This is a genomic window from Mesorhizobium sp. B3-1-9 (assembly GCF_006439595.1).
In the GTDB taxonomy this organism is placed as follows: domain Bacteria; phylum Pseudomonadota; class Alphaproteobacteria; order Rhizobiales; family Rhizobiaceae; genus Mesorhizobium.
In genome coordinates this window covers 378,645-395,081 of the sequence record NZ_VFTJ01000003.1, presented here as the reverse complement: position 1 = coordinate 395,081, position 16,437 = coordinate 378,645, and the positions used below count along the sequence as shown (strand labels likewise).

General features: G+C 63.1%; 17 protein-coding genes. 6 read left to right on the top strand and 11 right to left on the bottom strand.

Annotation, left to right across the window (positions count from 1 at the left end; all coding sequences use genetic code 11):
• Positions 1–52: 52 nt before the first annotated feature.
• The 8 genes from FJW07_RS08140 to FJW07_RS08105 all read right to left on the bottom strand — a co-directional run bounded on the left by FJW07_RS08140 (position 53) and on the right by FJW07_RS08105 (position 7,274).
• Positions 53–1,042, bottom strand: coding sequence for a BMP family ABC transporter substrate-binding protein (locus tag FJW07_RS08140; protein ID WP_181167104.1), 990 nt, complete (start codon positions 1,040–1,042; stop codon positions 53–55).
• Between the two features lie 53 nt (positions 1,043–1,095).
• Positions 1,096–2,097 carry a LacI family DNA-binding transcriptional regulator gene (locus FJW07_RS08135; protein ID WP_140855652.1) on the bottom strand — a complete coding sequence of 334 codons (1,002 nt, stop codon included), beginning with the start codon at positions 2,095–2,097 and terminating at the stop codon, positions 1,096–1,098.
• A gap of 501 nt (positions 2,098–2,598) precedes the next feature.
• Positions 2,599–3,852: a L,D-transpeptidase family protein gene (locus FJW07_RS08130; protein ID WP_140641397.1), complete on the bottom strand. Its 1,254-nt coding sequence runs from the start codon at positions 3,850–3,852 to the stop codon at positions 2,599–2,601.
• Between the two features lie 486 nt (positions 3,853–4,338).
• Positions 4,339–4,854, bottom strand: coding sequence for a MarR family winged helix-turn-helix transcriptional regulator (locus FJW07_RS08125; protein WP_040983294.1), 516 nt, complete (start codon positions 4,852–4,854; stop codon positions 4,339–4,341).
• Positions 4,855–5,156: 302 nt separating this feature from the next.
• Positions 5,157–5,579: a DUF6163 family protein gene (locus FJW07_RS08120; RefSeq protein ID WP_140641396.1), complete on the bottom strand. Its 423-nt coding sequence runs from the start codon at positions 5,577–5,579 to the stop codon at positions 5,157–5,159.
• Complete coding sequence (locus FJW07_RS08115) at positions 5,576–6,619, bottom strand: enoyl-CoA hydratase/isomerase family protein (RefSeq protein ID WP_140855650.1); 1,044 nt, start codon at positions 6,617–6,619, stop codon at positions 5,576–5,578. The genes FJW07_RS08120 and FJW07_RS08115 overlap by 4 nt, the downstream gene beginning before the upstream one ends.
• A 111-nt stretch (positions 6,620–6,730) precedes the next feature.
• On the bottom strand, positions 6,731–7,018 hold the full coding sequence (locus FJW07_RS08110; protein WP_140855648.1) for an isoprenylcysteine carboxylmethyltransferase family protein: 288 nt from the start codon (positions 7,016–7,018) through the stop codon (positions 6,731–6,733).
• Complete coding sequence (locus FJW07_RS08105; RefSeq protein ID WP_140855647.1) at positions 6,969–7,274, bottom strand: hypothetical protein; 306 nt, start codon at positions 7,272–7,274, stop codon at positions 6,969–6,971. Before FJW07_RS08105 ends, FJW07_RS08110 begins: the two co-directional genes overlap by 50 nt.
• A 90-nt stretch (positions 7,275–7,364) precedes the next feature.
• On the opposite strand from FJW07_RS08105, the gene FJW07_RS08100 reads away from it, so the two are divergent.
• The 3 genes from FJW07_RS08100 to FJW07_RS08090 all read left to right on the top strand — a co-directional run bounded on the left by FJW07_RS08100 (position 7,365) and on the right by FJW07_RS08090 (position 10,408).
• On the top strand, positions 7,365–8,186 hold the full coding sequence (locus tag FJW07_RS08100; protein ID WP_140855645.1) for a DUF2066 domain-containing protein: 822 nt from the start codon (positions 7,365–7,367) through the stop codon (positions 8,184–8,186).
• A gap of 121 nt (positions 8,187–8,307) precedes the next feature.
• On the top strand, positions 8,308–9,339 hold the full coding sequence (gene hemB, locus FJW07_RS08095; RefSeq protein WP_140855643.1) for a porphobilinogen synthase: 1,032 nt from the start codon (positions 8,308–8,310) through the stop codon (positions 9,337–9,339).
• A gap of 421 nt (positions 9,340–9,760) precedes the next feature.
• Positions 9,761–10,408 (top strand): dihydrofolate reductase family protein, encoded by a 648-nt coding sequence (locus FJW07_RS08090; protein WP_140855641.1) that lies wholly within the window; start codon positions 9,761–9,763, stop codon positions 10,406–10,408.
• Positions 10,409–10,652: 244 nt separating this feature from the next.
• On the opposite strand, the gene ppk2 is transcribed toward FJW07_RS08090, so the two are convergent.
• Positions 10,653–11,573 (bottom strand): polyphosphate kinase 2, encoded by a 921-nt coding sequence (gene ppk2, locus FJW07_RS08085; RefSeq protein WP_140659106.1) that lies wholly within the window; start codon positions 11,571–11,573, stop codon positions 10,653–10,655.
• 255 nt (positions 11,574–11,828) lie between these two features.
• Between ppk2 and FJW07_RS08080 the strand changes: the two genes are divergently transcribed.
• A complete protein-coding gene (locus FJW07_RS08080; protein WP_140855639.1) occupies positions 11,829–12,872 on the top strand; it encodes an aldo/keto reductase in 1,044 nt (347 codons plus the stop codon).
• 16 nt (positions 12,873–12,888) lie between these two features.
• On the opposite strand, the gene FJW07_RS08075 is transcribed toward FJW07_RS08080, so the two are convergent.
• Together FJW07_RS08075 and FJW07_RS08070 are read right to left on the bottom strand one after the other, a co-directional pair.
• On the bottom strand, positions 12,889–13,860 hold the full coding sequence (locus tag FJW07_RS08075) for a glycosyl transferase family 90 (RefSeq protein WP_140707463.1): 972 nt from the start codon (positions 13,858–13,860) through the stop codon (positions 12,889–12,891).
• A gap of 115 nt (positions 13,861–13,975) precedes the next feature.
• The gene (locus FJW07_RS08070; protein WP_140785264.1) at positions 13,976–14,641 is read right to left on the bottom strand and encodes a GntR family transcriptional regulator; all 666 of its coding nucleotides are present in this window, start codon (positions 14,639–14,641) and stop codon (positions 13,976–13,978) included.
• A 130-nt stretch (positions 14,642–14,771) separates the two neighbouring features.
• Between FJW07_RS08070 and FJW07_RS08065 the strand changes: the two genes are divergently transcribed.
• Entirely contained in the window at positions 14,772–16,019 is a 1,248-nt protein-coding gene (locus FJW07_RS08065; protein WP_140641375.1) for an MFS transporter, read from the top strand.
• Positions 16,020–16,056: 37 nt separating this feature from the next.
• Positions 16,057–16,431 carry a DUF423 domain-containing protein gene (locus tag FJW07_RS08060; protein ID WP_140855638.1) on the top strand — a complete coding sequence of 125 codons (375 nt, stop codon included), beginning with the start codon at positions 16,057–16,059 and terminating at the stop codon, positions 16,429–16,431.
• Positions 16,432–16,437: the final 6 nt, after the last annotated feature.

The window sequence follows — 16,437 nt, the reverse complement described above, 5'->3', positions numbered from 1 at the left end:
GAATGACGGGACGCCGCCTTGGCAGCGTCCCGTTTCAAGGTCCTGGGAGGGCTTACTTGAAAGCAGTGTCGACCTTGATCTCGCCGCTGACCACCTTGGCCTTGGCGGCGTCGACCTTGGCCTTGATGTCGGCGGGCACCAGCTTGTCGTTGTAGACAAGGCCGACGCCCTCATTGGCGAGGCCATAGACCTTGAGCTTGCCGAACTCGGCCTTGCCGTCCTGGATCTGCTTGATCGAGTCGTAGATCGAGTTGCCGATCTGCTTGATCATCGAGGCGATCACATTGTCCGGGTGCAGGCCGCTCTGGTCGGAATCGACGCCGATGGCGTATTTCTTGGAGTCCGCCGCGCCCTTGAGGATACCGAGGCCGGCTGGGCCGGCGACGTTGAAGACGACGTTGGCGCCGTTCTGGATCGCGGTCTTGGTCAGGTCGTAGGCCTTCTGCGCATCGTTGAAGTTGCCGATGAAGATCACCTGCACGTCGATGTCCGGCACGACGGTCTTGGCGCCCTGCTTGAAGCCGAGGATGAAGTCCTGGATGACCGGCAGGTCCATGCCAGCGACGACAGCGATCTTCGGATCGCCGGAAGTGAGCGGAAAATCCTTCTTGTCGGTCGCCGCGATCGCGGCTAGCGCGCCGGCGAGATAAGAGCCTTCGTTCTGCGCGTATTTCACCGAAAGAACATTCGGCTGCTTCAACTCATCGTCGAAGAAGACATATTTCTGGTCGGGGTGCTGCGGCGCGACGTCGGCCAGGTTGTCGTGCATGTTCGGCCCGGTGAAAACGACGCTCCATTCGCCCGAATTCGATACCGCTTCGAGATTCTGGCGCCAGAGCTGCGGATCGGTCGGCGACGCCTGCAGCAGGCGCGTCTTGACGCCTTCCTTCTCGGCGCGGGCGAAGCCGGTGGCGGCGTTGTCGTTGAAGCCCATGTCGCCGAGATTGTCCGACATCACATAGACAGCGCTGAAGTCGGCGGCGAGTGTCGGTCCGGCCACCAGGCCAAGCCCGAGAGCAGCGGCGTACGCTATTGATTTCATGATCGATCTTGTCATTTGTTTCATTCCCCTTTCTTGGTTGCGAACTGTCTGTCTCAGGAGCGTGGCGGCGCTACCGAGTTGCGCTTGACCAGCGCGACCGGGAGCCGTGTGAGTTCGGGCGGCGACGCCTTGTCGATCAGCGCCTTGAGTGTGCTGAACCCGATGCGGCCGAGTTCGGCGGTCGGCTGGCGGATTGTGGTGAGGCCTGGCGCGAGGAGGTCGGCAAACGGCATGTCGTCGAAGCCGACCAGCGAGATGTCCTGCGGCACGTTGAGGCCTTTGGAACGCACTGCTTCCATGATGCCGATGGCAATGAAATCGCTGCCGGCGAAAACGGCCGTCGGCGGCTGGCCGCCGGCCAGTATGTCCAACATGGCTGCGCGGCCGAACGCGCGCGAATACTCGCCCTGGCGGATATCGCCGTCGTCGACTTCTATCCCCGCCTCGGCCAGGGCGTCGCGATACCCGGCCAGTCGTTCGATGGCGCTGAACAGCTTCGCCGGGCCGCCGATATGGGCGATGCGCCGGTGCCCGGCCTCGATGAGGTGGCGCGTCGCGGCGCGAGCGCCTTCGCGGTTCTCGACGAAGATTTTCGGAACGTTGACGCCCGGAATGTCCTCGTCGATCAGAACGATGTGGCCGTAATGGTGAAGCGTGGCGGCGAGCGAGCCGTCGTCCGGCCGGTTGGTCATCATGATCAGCCCGTCGACATGGCCGTCCTTCAGCCGCCTGAGACTGGCGAGCTCGCGCTCCCGGTTGCCGCCGGTGCTGCTCATCAGCACGGAATAGCCGTGCTTTTCCGCCTCGTCCTCGACGGCGGCGGCCAGTTCGGCAAAGAACGGGTTGGCGATTTCAGGCGTCATCATGCCGATCGCCTCGGAGCGGCCAAGGCTCAGGCGCTTGGCGAGGATGTTCGGGCGATAGTCGAGCGCCACGATGGCCGCGTCGATGCGGGCCGCCGTCTCCGCCGGAAGCTCGATGCGATTGTTGAGATAGCGCGACACGGTGGTGGTCGACACCCTCGCCATTATCGCGACTTCATTGATGGTGCTCATGTCCGCCCCAGCCAGCAACGAGCCAAACGCTATCCCATAAAATTTGGCTAGTAAAGCGGTTGCGTAAAGTGGTTTACCAACTTTTGTGAGCTACGCTGACATTCAACGCCGACCGCGGCCATCGCCGCGGCGGCGGGCTTGTCATTCTTGTCAGGAGATCATCGGCAGGACGAGTTCCAGCAGCCCACCGGATATCCGCAGGGCGCCATCTGAGGCTGCGCCGCACGGCCCGGGTGCGGCAAAGGCCTTGCCACGCTGGCGCGATTGTCTTGTTGCAGGCGGCTCCCGGACCGCTCGGAAAGCCGACGACGCGCCCCGACTGCCCCAACGCCCAAGCTCCGTTTCACGGAAACGGCGAACCGCTCTATCTCTTTACTTTCACGCAATTCCGGACGGAAAACCGCACACACTTTTCCTGGAATTGTCGTAAGGCGCGCATTGCGTCGCCCCAACAAAAAGGCCGCTGCGAGAGCGGCCTTTTTTCTTTTAAGGATCAGGTGCTTACTGCGCGGAGCTGATCTGCAGCTCGGTGGCGCCGTCAAGGGCGTAGATATCGTCGCGGAATTGTACGACGCCCGGAGCCGTCGACCATGCCGAGAGATAGAGGAAGTGGACCGGCACCGGATTGACCACATTGATCGGCGTGTTCTCGCCGGTCTTGATCGCCGCCTCGAAATGCTGACGGTCCCAGCCGGGCGTGTCGCGCAGGATCCAGGTGACGAGGTCGCGCACGTTCTGGACGCGTACGCAGCCGGAGGAATCGAAGCGCATCAGCTTGCCGAACAGGCTCTGCTGCGGCGTGTCGTGCATATAGACGCCGTCCGGGCTCGGGAAGTTGATCTTGACCGAGGCCATCGCATTGTTGCTGCCGGGATCCTGGCGGAAACGGTATTTCGCGGCATCGTCCGTCGACCAGTCGATGGTCATCGGATCGACCTCGCTGCCGTCCGGCGCGAACAGGCGGATGTGGCTGTCCTTGAGGTAGTTCGGGTCCTTCCGCATCAGCGGAATGATGTCCTTGCGCACGATCGAGACCGGCGCGTTCCAGTACGGATTGACGATGATCTCGTTGATCTTCGAGTTCACGATCGGCGTCTGGCGGTCGATCTTGCCGACGATCGCCGTGTGGCGCAGCACGACGCGGTCGTTCTCGACCGCTTCGACCTGGGCGCCGGGAATGTCGACCAGCACGTAACGGTCGCCGAGCGTGCCGGCCTTTTCCTTCAGGCGCTGCAGGTTGGTCTGCAACTGGCCGAGCCGGACCTGCGCCGACACGTTCATCGCGGCGTAGGTGTATTTGCCCATGGCGCCGTCGGCCGGCAGGCCGTGACGGAGCTGGAAGCGCTTGACCGCCGAGTCGACATAGGAATCGAAGGCCGTCGAAATGCCGGCGCTCTGCGGCAGGTCGCCCGACACCATCAGGCGCTTGCGCAGCGGGACGACATCCGGATCGTCGACGCCGAGCTGCAATTTCTTGGTCGCCGGAACCTGTTCCCAGCCGCCCTGGGAGACGATGTTCTGATACTGCGCCACCGCCTGCTCGGTGAAGGCCACCGTCTGCTGGCTGAAGATCGGCAGCGTCGAGGCGACCTTGTTGGTGTCGGTGCCGCGGGCGTCGAACTGGTCGTCCCAATTGCCGCGCGTCGAGGATTTCAGGATATCCCCGATCACATCCTGGGCGCTCGCATGGCCGGCGACCACGGCGGCGGCGAGCGCGGAGGCTCCGGTAAGGAAGAAACGGCGGCTGGTTCTCATGGCAGACATTCTTGCTTTATCGCTCTCGCTCAACTCGCTTGCCGGGCGGCTTTGTCCACACTCTAGGGGCGGCAAACTTAACAATTCGCCAACCATGACCTGACGTTGATCGGCGGCCAGAACGCGCTGCCGCAACGCAGGTTCCAAGGAGCGCAAGGCATAGGCCCGCAGCATCACCCACCACTCGCATTGACCGCGATTATGGCGGCAACGTGGCCTTGGCCCGCGATTTGCAAGCGGCGGCCAGATGAAAGAAATGACAGCGATGCTTTTTTGCACCGCAAGATGCCAGCGCGTCCTTATGAAATCTGTGCCCTGCCCTTCAGCCGCAGAGCCTTCATGCGCGCGAAGCGACGGTCAAGCTCCCGCAGATGCCCGCCTTCGCAATAAAGAAAAAGACCGGCGCGCTTCGGCGCCGGCCTCCTATTCTTTCCCCCCGGGGCCGTGCTTCTTCGGCGCGGCTTTCCCGCCCCAATTCCGAAGCACTCACATCCGATAAGCGATCGTGTCGTTCCAGAAGCGATCGAGCCGCTGCAGGGCGCGGTTCATCTGCTTGAACTCGTCGGTGTTGATGCCGCCGACCGCCTCGATCGAACCGACATGGCGCTCGTAGAGCCCGGCGACGACGTCGGCCACCTCGTTGCCCTTCGGCGTCAGCGAGACGCGGACCGAACGGCGGTCGATGCGCGAGCGCTGGTGGTTGATGAAGCCGAGGTCGACCAGCTTCTTCAGATTGTAGGAGACGTTGGAGCCGAGATAGTAGCCACGCGAGCGCAGCTCGCCGGCGGTCAGTTCCGAATTGCCGATGTTGAAGAGCAGCAGCGCCTGGATGGCGTTGATGTCGGAGCGGCCGTTGCGGTCGAACTCGTCCTTGATCACGTCAAGCAGGCGGCGGTGCAGACGCTCCACCAGCTGCAGCGATTCCATGTACAGCGAGCGGATAGCCTCGCGGCGATCGTCGGATACGTTTGCGGTCTTCGCCGCCGGACGCGAATTGATCATTGTCTTTGCCTCTCGTTTGTCGCCTTGGTGATTTTTTGTTTTTCACCTTGATCGCGACACTATCGAATACTCATAAAATTCGACTTAAACGCCAGGGCTAACAAGAGCTTACCGGTAAGAGGTTTCGGAAGACGCTTAACGATCGGTCACCCGAGCAAGAACAATTAACCTAAAGATTTAGCCAATGGATCTTGGGGTGAAACGGGGCTGAGAAAGCGCCCCGCGGAGGCAGGCCATCGGCCGGCTTTATGGGTGGAGCATGATGTCATCCGAAAACCGCTTCACACTTTTCGGCATCATGCTCATTGGCGAAGCTGGCGCTTCTGCAGCCATATGGTGACGCGAAAGACGATGTAGAGCAAGGCCACGCAGGCATGCGAGACGACGATCAGCAGCCGATGGCCGAAGAGATCGGGGAAGCCGGCATACATCACCGTCTCGGTCGCCGCGCAGATGAACCAGATCACCGGTCCCCACGACGCCAGCATCCAGAGGCCGGCGGCGGCGAAGGGGAAGAAGACGGCGAGCATGGCCGCCGCCACCTGCCAGTGCACAGGCATCAGGTCGAAGCGCCACAGTTCGCCCGGATAGATGCCGATCAGGCGGATCCAATAGAGGATGCCGAACAACAGGCAATAGCCGGCGATCACGCGCTGGAACCAGGCGAAGATCACCTCGGTGGTCGAGGGCTGCAGCACCACGCGCCTGGAGGTGACTTCACTCACAGGGCGAGTTCCTTATCCCCGAGCGGCGCGAAATAGGCGTCGATCTCGGCCGCATCGACCTCATCCAGCCCCGCCGGCCGCCACTTGGGTGTAGAGCCCCTATCGATGATAGCGGCGCGGATGCCTTCATAGAAATCGTGGCCGGCAAGCATGCGGTTCAGGATGCGGAACTCCATCCTCATGCATTCGTCCATCGACAGCGTCGAGCCGGCGCTGATCTGGCGCCAGGCGATGTTGAGGCTGGTCGGCGAGCGGGTTTTCAAGATCGCCAGCGTCTTTGCGGCGAAAGCGTCGCCGGCGGCGGCTTGTTCGAGACTGGCGACGATATCGGCCAGCGAGCCTTTTGAGAAATGGCGCGCGATCGAATCCAGGTCCTGCCGCTCCGTCTCGCGTTTTGCCGGCACGAAGAAATCGCGCAGCTCGGCATTCGGATCGTTGCTGGTCGCCAGTTCGTCGAGCAACCCCGCCTGGTCCTCCGCCTTGATCGTGTGCGTGGCGAGCCCCGACCAAAGCGCATCGCCGTAACGGATGCGATTTCCGGTCAATCCGAGATACATGCCGAAAGAGCCGCCGAGATCCGGCAGCAGGTGGCTGGCGCCGACATCCGGGAAGAAGCCGATGCCGACCTCCGGCATGGCGAACTGCGCGTTTTCGGTCAGCACGCGATGCGAGCCGTGGAAGGAGATGCCGACGCCACCGCCCATGACGATGCCGTCGATCAGCGCGACATAGGGTTTCCTGAAGCGCGCGATGCGGGCGTTGAGCCGGTACTCGTCGGCGAAGAAGTCGACCGGCGGCTTGCCGGCGCGGCCGGCCTCGTAGATGTGCAGGATATCGCCGCCGGCGGAAAACGCCCTGCCCTCGGCCTTGACGACGACGACATTGATGCCGGCGTTCTCTTCCCAAGCATCGAGCGCCTTGCCGAGCGCGTTGACCATGTCGTGCGTGACGGCGTTGAGCGCCTTCGGCCGGGTCAAGGTGACCACACCCGCCTTGCCCAGCCGCTCGAAGCGGATCTCGTCGCCTCCGCCAAAATCCATAATGAGAGAATCCTCCCCCGCGCCTGCGGGAGGAGAAGTGCTAAGCGGCGACCGGGCCAACGTCAATTGTCGAGTGCCACGGATAAGGCAGCGTCTTTCGCCGCAAGCAGGCTACCATACGAATGGGATAAGCGCGTTCGTGCGGCGCTCATAGTCGGGGAATTCATCGGGAAATTGCCGCGCCAGCAGCCGGTCCTCGGCGCCGACACGCCAGATGAAAATCGCCCCGAGCAGGATGAACAGAAAGACGAAAGGGCCGCCCACCACGATCGCCGAGCCCAGGCATGCCAGCAGGCCGCCCGTGTACATGGGATGGCGCAGGCTGCGGTATGGGCCGGATCTCACCAGGTTATGGTTCTGCTTGGCCGAGACGGTCTGGCTCCAGTTGCGGCCGAGAATTTGCCGCGCCCAGCAGCGCCATGCCGGCGACGGCGATCACCGCGCCGATGCCGCCCAGGGCCGCGTTGACGGGGGCGAAGTTGACGAAGCCGAACAACGGCAGGCGCGGCAGCAGGAAGGCGCCGATCATGGCAAACATCAAACCGAAGCTCTGCAGCAAATGCGGCTCGGTATCGCGTTTCACGCCGATTGCCTGAACGGTCAGATAAACAATCAGCAGCAGCCAGGCGGCATAGATGAACCAGATCAAGGTCATGCCTTGCTCCTTCGTTTAGCCGGCAATCCGCCTTGGCCACCGCACGCACCCGGTGCTAGAAAATGGGCATCTTGAACCGGACGGCAAGCCATGCCCGGATTTTCCCGCCTCGCGGCTGCCGCGATCGGCCTGATCGCCATCCTGCGGATGCCTTGCCCTGCCGAGGCCGCGACTGCGAACGAGCTTTATCAATCTCAGACCATCGTCACCGGCACTGGAGACGTAAATCGGCAGATCGGCTTCAAGGATTGCCTCGACAAGGTGCTGGTCAAGGTCTCGGGCGACCAGCGCCTGTCGCAGAAGCCGGAGATGCTGGCCCTGCGCGACAAAGCGGCCGACTTCGTGCAATCCTTCCGCTATCGCGACCGGCTCGAAGGCATCCCGATCCATGACGAGCAAGGCACGCATGACAGGCCGCATGATCTCACCTGCCTCTATAAGCCGGCCGTCGTCGACAAGCTGTTGGCCCAGCTCGGCAGCAGGCCCTGGCTCGGCGAGCGGCCGCCTATCGCCGTCTTCATGACCGCTGAGCAGGGTTCGCGGCATTTCGTGCTGACGGCGGATGAGGACCACGGCAAGACGATGAGGGAATCCTTCGCCAACGCCACAAGTCCACTGCTGATGCGCATTGCCTTTCCAAAGGCTAGGCAGGTCGGCGGCCTCGACGAAAAGGCGGTCGCGGCGGCCAATATGGCAAAGCTCGACAAACTTGCGAAGAAAGCGGGAGCGGCCCGGGCGCTCGCCGGCAGCATCGTGTGGAGCGACAAGGACCTCGGCTGGATCGCCGACTGGCGGCTGGCCGATCGCGGCAAGACCTACCGCTGGCAGGTCCGCGGCGTCAGCTTCGACGAGGCGTTCCGGGTTGCGATCAGGGGCGCGGCGCAGATCCTGTCTGGGAACGGGCAGCCCTAGGGGTTTCCTCGCCCCACAAAGTGGGGGAGAGGAACGTATGCCACGTCCCTGGCACAATCGTGTCGCATTGGTCAGCGGCGGAGACGCGTGATAAAAAGCCGGCGCAAAAGAGAGTTTGACCATGAACAAATTCACCCCCGCAAAGCCTGCCGGCGCGCGCAGCGTCGACGAGATTACCGGCAGCCGGCGGCTGCGGCGCATGCGCAAGGCCGACTGGTCGCGCCGGCTGGTGCAGGAGAACCAGCTTTCGGTGAACGACCTGATCTGGCCGATCTTCGTCGTCGACGGCAGGAACACGCGCGAGCCGATCGCCGCGATGCCGGACGTCTACCGCCTGTCCATCGACCTCGCGGTGAAGGAGGCCGAGCGCGCCGCCAAGCTCGGCATCCCGGCCATCGCCACCTTCCCCAATGTCGAGCTTGCGCTGCGCGACCAGACGGGATCGCATATCCTCGATCCCGACAATGTCATCAACCGTGCCACGCGCGCCATCAAGGACGCCGTGCCGGAGATCGGCATCATCACCGATGCCGCGCTCGACCCGTTCACCAGCCACGGCCATGACGGCATCCTGCGCGACGGCATCATCGTCAATGACGAGACGGTGGAACAGGTCGCCGCCGCGGCTGTCATCCAGGCGGCGGCCGGCGCCGACATCATCGCGCCGTCGGACATGATGGACGGCCGCATCGGCGCCATCCGCGACGCGCTCGACGCCAACGGTTTCCAGGACGTGGCGATCATGTCCTACGCGACGAAATTCGCCTCGGCCTTCTACGGGCCCTATCGCGAGGCGGTCGGCACCGCCGGCCTGCTCAAGGGCGACAAGAAGACCTACTACATCGACCACGCCAATTCGGACGAAGCGGTGCGCGAGGCCGAGCAGGACCTCGCCGAAGGCGCCGACATGCTGATGGTGAAGCCCGGCCTGCCCTATCTCGACATCATCCGCCGGCTGAAGGACGAACTCCAGATGCCGACCTTCGCCTATCAGGTGTCGGGCGAATATTCGATGATCAAGGCAGCCGCCGCCAATGGCTGGATCGACGGCGAGAAGGCGATGCTGGAATCGCTGCTTTCGCTGAAGCGGGCGGGCTGCGACGGCGTGCTGACCTATTTTGCGCCGATGGTGGCGCAGATGCTGAAGGGCTAGACCTGCCTCGCGATTTTGGAACTCTGACGGGATCCATTAGAATGGATCTATGAGCAGGAACGATGTGATCGAACGGTTGCAGAAGTGGCAATAGGCAACATCCTGCGTCATGAATATCACAAGACTTCCGAAGCCATCGTCTGGGCTGTCGTGACAGACAGTTTTGCCGGCGCTACGCGTTGCCATTGAACGCATCCTTGATGCTGCCGGCCCAGAGTTGCCCAGCTAATCGCTTTTCTCGACGAAAAATTGCGACGGCATCCCTTACCCGCTTCGCCCCGATATCCCGGGCAGCTACCTTTCCGGCGACTATCCCGACGCTGCCCGACTCGATCGCGCCGGAAAATACCGCTTGCATTTCGCAATCGGCCAAGCTACTCAAACAACCGATTGCAAATTACAACTGGTCTAGGAGGCAATCATGTCCAAGCTGCGTGTCAACGGTTTTACCCTGTCGCTCGACGGCTACGGCGCCGGTCCCGATCAGACGCTTGAACATCCGCTCGGTGTCGGTGGCGAGACCCTGCACAAATGGTTGGTCACCACCCGGACATTCCACCAGATGGTGATTGGCAAGGATGGCGGCGCGACCGGTGTCGACGACGACTTCGCAATCCGCAGTTTCGAGAATGTCGGCGCCTACATTCTCGGCCGCAACATGTTCGGGCCGATCCGCGGCGAATGGCCGGACGACAACTGGAAAGGCTGGTGGGGCGACAACCCGCCCTATCATGTTCCGACTTTCGTGCTGACCCGCTACAAACGCGCGCCAATCACGATGGAAGGCGGCACGACGTTCTACTTCGTCACCGACGGCATCCACTCGGCGCTCGAACAGGCTAAGGCCGCGGCCGGGAGCAAGGATGTGCGGATCGGCGGCGGTGTTTCGACTTTCCGCCAATATCTCCAGGAACGGCTGATCGACGAGATGCATCTGGCGATTTCGCCGGTGCTGCTCGGCTCGGGCGAGCATCTTTTCGCCGGCCTCGACATGGTGAAGCTCGGCTATCGCTGCAACGAGCAAGTGGCGACGGCGAACGCTTTGCATGTGATGATCGGGCGAGCGTGAGTACAGCTCTTTCTTCCCGTCACTATACGGGGAGAAATGCCCGGCAGGGCAATGAGGGCGGCGCGGCCTTTGAGATTAGCGGCAAGCCCGCAATGGCAGCGAATTGGGGCTCAATCGCCGACGCCGGCGCAGCCCCTCATCCGCCCTTCGGGCGTTCGTCGTTCGAAAAGCCAAGCAATTGGCTTTTCGCCCGCTGCGCGGACCACTCCTCACCTCCCCGTGAAACGGGGAGAAGGAAAAGGCCTCAATACTTCTCCGGCACGTAGAGCTCGCGCGGCAGCACTTGGCGCTCGTAGGACGGGTTGAAGACGCGGTCGGGCAGCGAGATGTCCTCGTGCGGAACCTCTTCATACGGCATCTGCTGCAATAGGTGGTCGATGCAGTTCAGCCGCGCCCGCTTCTTGTCGTTGCCCTCGACGATGAACCAGGGCGCTTCCGGAATGTTGGTGCGGGCGAAGGTCTCTTCCTTGGCCTTGGTGTACTGCTCCCAGCGCACGCGCGACTGCAGGTCCATTGGCGACAGCTTCCACTGCTTCATCGGATCGTGGATGCGCATCAGGAAGCGCATCTGCTGTTCCTCGTCGGTGATCGAGAACCAGTACTTGACGAGCGTGATGCCGGAACGGACCAGCATACGCTCGAATTCCGGCACGTCGTTGAAGAACTCCTCGACTTGGTCCCCATTGGCAAAGCCCATCACCCGCTCGACGCCGGAGCGGTTGTACCAGGAGCGGTCGAACAGCACGATCTCGCCGCCCGCGGGGAGATGCGGCACGTAGCGCTGGAAATACCATTGCGATTTCTCGCGCTCGGTCGGCGCCGGCAGCGCCACGACGCGGGCGATGCGCGGATTGAGCCGCTGCGTGATGCGCTTGATGACGCCGCCCTTGCCGGCGGAATCGCGGCCTTCGAAGACCACCACCAGCTTCTTCTTGTGGTAGGCGACCCAGGACTGCAGCTTGATCAATTCCGACTGCAGCCTGAGCAGCTCGCGGAAATAGGTCATGCGCTCCATGGAGGGCGGATGCGACTTCTTGTAGATCTTGGCGATCTCGAGCGAGAGCGCCGGCTCGGAAAGCTCCAGCTCATAGTCCTCGTCGAGCGTATCCTCGAGCTCGGCTTCCAGCCAGTCCTTCGCCCCGGAATTCGGTTTCACTTCATTCATCGCGCAGCTCCGTCTGCCTGTCGGCCATCATCGCTTCGGAATCCGCTCCGGCTCCGGGTGGACACTCCGTAAGTCGACTGAGATACAGAGGCGCAATGACGGTTTTATTGCAATCGCCCGGCAGCAGGCCTCGAAGATATGTGATCGGTCCGTATCGATAGCGGGGCGACAAGCGGCGGGAATTGTCCTACAAATCCCCTCGCCTCTTCCCGGCGCTCGCCACGGCGCCTCTTCAAACAAATTGCGAGGACTGACATGGAATACCGCACGCTGGGCCGATCGGGCTTGAAAATCTCGACATTGACGCTTGGCACCATGACCTTCGGCGGCGCCGGTCCGTTCGCCGCCGTCGGCAATTCGGATCTTTCGGAAGCCAAACGCATCATCGACACCTGCATCGATGCCGGCATCAACCTCATCGACACCGCCAATGTCTATTCCAACGGATTGTCGGAAGAGATCATCGGCGAGACGCTTGGCGGCAAGCGCAAGAACGACGTGCTGATCGCCTCGAAGGCGCGCATGCGCATCGGCACCGGCCCCAATGACGAAGGCCTGTCGCGCCACCATCTGATCCGCGAATGCGAGAAGAGCCTGAAGCGGCTCAGGACCGACGTCATCGACATCTATTTCGTCCACCAGTGGGATGGGCTCACGCCGCTGGAGGAGACGATCGCGGCGCTCGACACCTTGGTCAACCAGGGCAAGATCCGCTATATCGGCTGCTCCAATTATTCGGGCTGGCAGGTGATGAAGGCTCTTGCCGTCAGCGACAGCCGCCATCAGGCCCGTTTCGTCACCCAGCAAATCCACTACACGCTGGAAGCGCGCGAGGCCGAATATGAATTGCTGCCGATCTCGGTCGACCAGGGCCTGGGCGTGCTGGTCTGGAGCCCGTTGGCGGGCGGCCTGCTCTCCGGCAAATACCATCGCGACAGCCCGACCGCGCGCCAGGTCGGCGGCTGGAAGGAACCGCCGATCCGCGACGAGGATCGCCTGTGGCGCATCGTCGACGTGCTCAACGAGATCGGCAAGGCACGCGGCGTCTCAGGGGCGCAGGTCGCGCTTGCCTGGCTGCTTGGCCGCCCGGCCGTGAGTTCGCTGGTGATCGGCGCCCGCAACGAGGCGCAGCTCAAGGACAATCTCGCCGCGGCCAGCCTTTCGCTCACCGAGGAGGAGCGGCAGCGCCTCGACGTCGTCAGCCGGCCGCCGGTGCTTTATCCCTACTGGCACCAGCAGTTCACCGCCAGGGACCGTTTCGGGGCGGCCGATAAGGTGTTCGACCGCTCTCACGCTTAGGGCTGCGGCTGGACGTTCAGCCGGCGATGAAGCGCCAGACTTCCGCGTCGGGCTTTATCTGCCCGCTCAGCACGAAATATTTGTAGAGGACGAGCAGCGAGATCGCCTGCTCGTCCTGTTCATTGCCGAATTTGCGGCAATAGGCGTTGGCGGCGGCGGTTATCCGCCCCGCCTCGGCGGGGTGTTTTTCGAAATAGGCCACCTTGTCGACCAGATCGGAAAAATCCTGCCGCAGCGGCACGTAGTGGACATTGGGCTCGACCTGGGCTTCCGCGAACCAGGTTTCATAGGTCGGCTCCGGCATCAGGCAGAGCGAATTGGAGCTCATGATCCATTTCAGGTTTGTCGCGACATCATTGCCTTCGAGCGAGACGATGTAGCGATACTGTCGCTGCTGCTCGATGTTCAGGAACGGCTTGCGGTATCCGTCCGGCGCGTCGGGCTTGTGGGAACCCGCGTCGCAAAACGGCAGGTCAGCGGCCTTTTCCACGAAGCGGGTGCGAAGCGGATTATTGAGATGCCCCCGCCAGACCACCATCGGCCGCTTGTCGGCGAAAGACAGCTTGTCGGGCGGCATGTAGAAGTGGCGGAACTTGTTCAGCTTCATCAGCACGCCGTTGGCGTTGTCGTCGCCAATGGGGCGGTCCTTGACGATCCTCGGCACCTCCGGAATGCCGACGACATCGCCATATTCGAAATCGATCAGCAGGCCAGGATCGAAATAGCGGGCGAATTCCTTGAGATCGTAATAATACATGCTGGACGCGGACGGCAGCTTGCCGACGGCCACGGCGTCGGGACTTGGCACGAACGGGTGTTCCAGCTTGTTGTAGTAATTCAGTCGCTCGCGAACCGTCTTGCCCGAGAGCCTCGCCTGCTCGAGCCGGCTGGCCAGGCGGTCGCGGAACAGGGATTGCGGTGCGCGGTCACGCGCGAAATTGCGCGCGTAATAGAACAGCTTTGCGGCGGTTCGTGAGAGTGTGGCCATGCGTCCGCGAATTCAGCAAGATGGTCAACGGTAGTCTGCCTTCATCCCCCTCGTCTCCTACAGCATTCTCCCGGCCATGTTGCAAGCCTGCTAATGCGAATGGCCACACGACATCTTACGCCGCGACCACGGCGAATCCTCTGGCGCGCAGGCCGCGCCGATCGTCATGCAAGGAGCTGACAAGCCGATCGCGGCTGCCGGCGATGTGAGCGGAGAGCAGACCCGCCGCTTCGTCCGCGTGGCCGGCCTTGACGGCGGCGAGGATGGCATGATGTTCGGCCCAGGCACGGCCGAGCGCCTTTTCATCGCGCACCTCCAGCCAGCGCGCCCGCGACAGCCTGGTCATCGCGTCGCGAACGGCCCTGAGCAGAAACTCGTTGCCGGAAAGCCTGGCCAGTTCGATGTGGAAATCCATGCCGACGCGGTGCCATTCCTCGCGCGGCGTCTCGGCATCGCAGGAATCGAGCATTGCCGCGATCACCTCGGTGCCGCCACGGTCTTCGAGCGCCGCCGTCAGGCGAACCGCGGCGACCTCGACCGCCTCGCGGTAGACGGCGATCTGCCCGAGTTCCGCCAGGTTGATCGGCGCCACCGTCCAGCCGCGGCCGTCGCGGCCGATCAGCCCTTCCGTTTCCAGGCGCAGCAATGCCGCCCGCACCGGCGTGCGCGAGGCGCCGAACCGGCTCTCGATCCAGCGCTCGGTCAGCCGCTCGCCAGGGCCGATCTCCAGGCCGAGGATCATTTCGCGAAGCTGTCTTTCGACATTTTGCATCTGCGACATTGTCGTCTCGCTTTCCAAAGCCGCATCGACAGCGCCCGCATTGACAGTGGTGAGTGTCGGGTCCATGACGAATACCGGCTTGGTATCCCAAATTGGTATCCGTAACAACCCCAGCATCGGCACGCATGACATGACGCCCAACGAATCCGAACAGAGCGACTTCAACATCCATTGGCGACGCAACCTCGCCGTCTGCTTCGCCGGCTCGTTCAGCACGCTTATCGCCATGACGCTGCTGCTGCCGTTCCTGCCGCTTTACGTCGAGCAGCTCGGCGCCGAAGGCCACGCGGCGATCGTGCAGTGGTCGGGCATCGCCTATGGCGCGACCTTCTTCGCGGCCGCGCTGGTCGCGCCCTTGTGGGGACGGCTGGGCGACCGCTACGGCCGCAAGCTGATGCTGGTGCGCGCTTCGTTCGGCATGGCGATCTGCATGTCGCTGACCGGGATGGTTGAGAGTGTGTGGCAACTGGTGCTGCTTCGGCTGCTGATCGGTTTTGCCGGCGGTTATTCGTCGGGCTCCACGATCCTAGTCGCGATGCAGACGCCGAAGGAGCGCTCGGGCTGGGCGCTGGGTGTGCTCGCGGCGGGTATCACCGCCGGTTCGCTGGTCGGCCCGCTGCTCGGCGGCTTGCTGCCGCCGCTGATCGGCATCCGCGCGACCTTCCTGCTTTCCGGCGCCGTGATCTTCCTGGCGTTCCTGGCGACGACTTTCCTGATCAAGGAGAATCCGCCGGCGCCCAAGCGCGCCTCGACGGCGAAGCCGAAAAGCGGCTGGTCGCAGATCCCCGACAAGCGGCCGATCGTCGCCATGCTGACCACCGGCATGCTGCTCGCCTTCGCCACCATGTCGATCGAGCCGATCATCACCGTCTATGTGCAGCAGCTCGTCGAAGACCAGAGCAAGGTTACCATGGTCGCCGGCGTCGTCATGTCGGCGGCGGCGCTCGGCACCATCCTGTCTTCGTCTTGGCTCGGCAAGCTCGCCGACCGCGTCGGCCACTGGAACGTCGTGGTCGGCGCGCTTGCCGTTTCGGCCTTGCTGCTCATTCCGCAGGCCTTCGTCACCAATGGCTGGCAGTTGATCGGTCTGCGCTTCCTGATGGGCCTGGCGCTGGGCGGCCTGTTGCCCTGCATCACAAGCGTCATCCGCCACAACATCCCCGACGGGATCGGCGGCAATGTGCTTGGCCTGGCGATCTCGGCGCAATATGTCGGCCAGGTCGCGGGACCGCTGTCGGGCGGTTTCGTCGGTGGGCATTTCGGCATGCGCTCGGTGTTTTTGGGCACATCGGTGCTGATGGCGCTGGGTGCTGCCTACAACTGGATTGTCCAGTCGCGCCGCGCACGGCATATGCTGCTTGAAGCTGGCGAATCCTGATCGGCGCACCGCCCAAGCGCAGCATGGAGCATCCAAGATGAGCCTTACGGGCCAAGCATCAGGCGGCGGGAGCCGCGTCCTCGTGCTGGCAGCCGGCCTCGTCGGCGCGGCCGGCGTGGCGCTGTCGGCTGCCGCCGCGCATCGCGGCGGCGCCTTCACCGGCACCGCGGCCAATTTCCTGCTGATGCATGCGCCGGTGTTCCTGGCCATCGGCCTTGGGGGCGGCAACCGCTGTCTCAGGATCGCCAGCCTCGTCCTGCTCGCGGGCCTGCTCCTATTCTGCGGCGATCTGCTCGCCCGCGACTTTCTCGGCTCGCGGCTGTTCCCGATGTCGGCGCCCATCGGCGGCACCCTTCTGATCGCCGGCTGGGTGGCGATCGCCGTCTCGGCGCTCTGGCGCCCTCGCCCTTAGGCTATT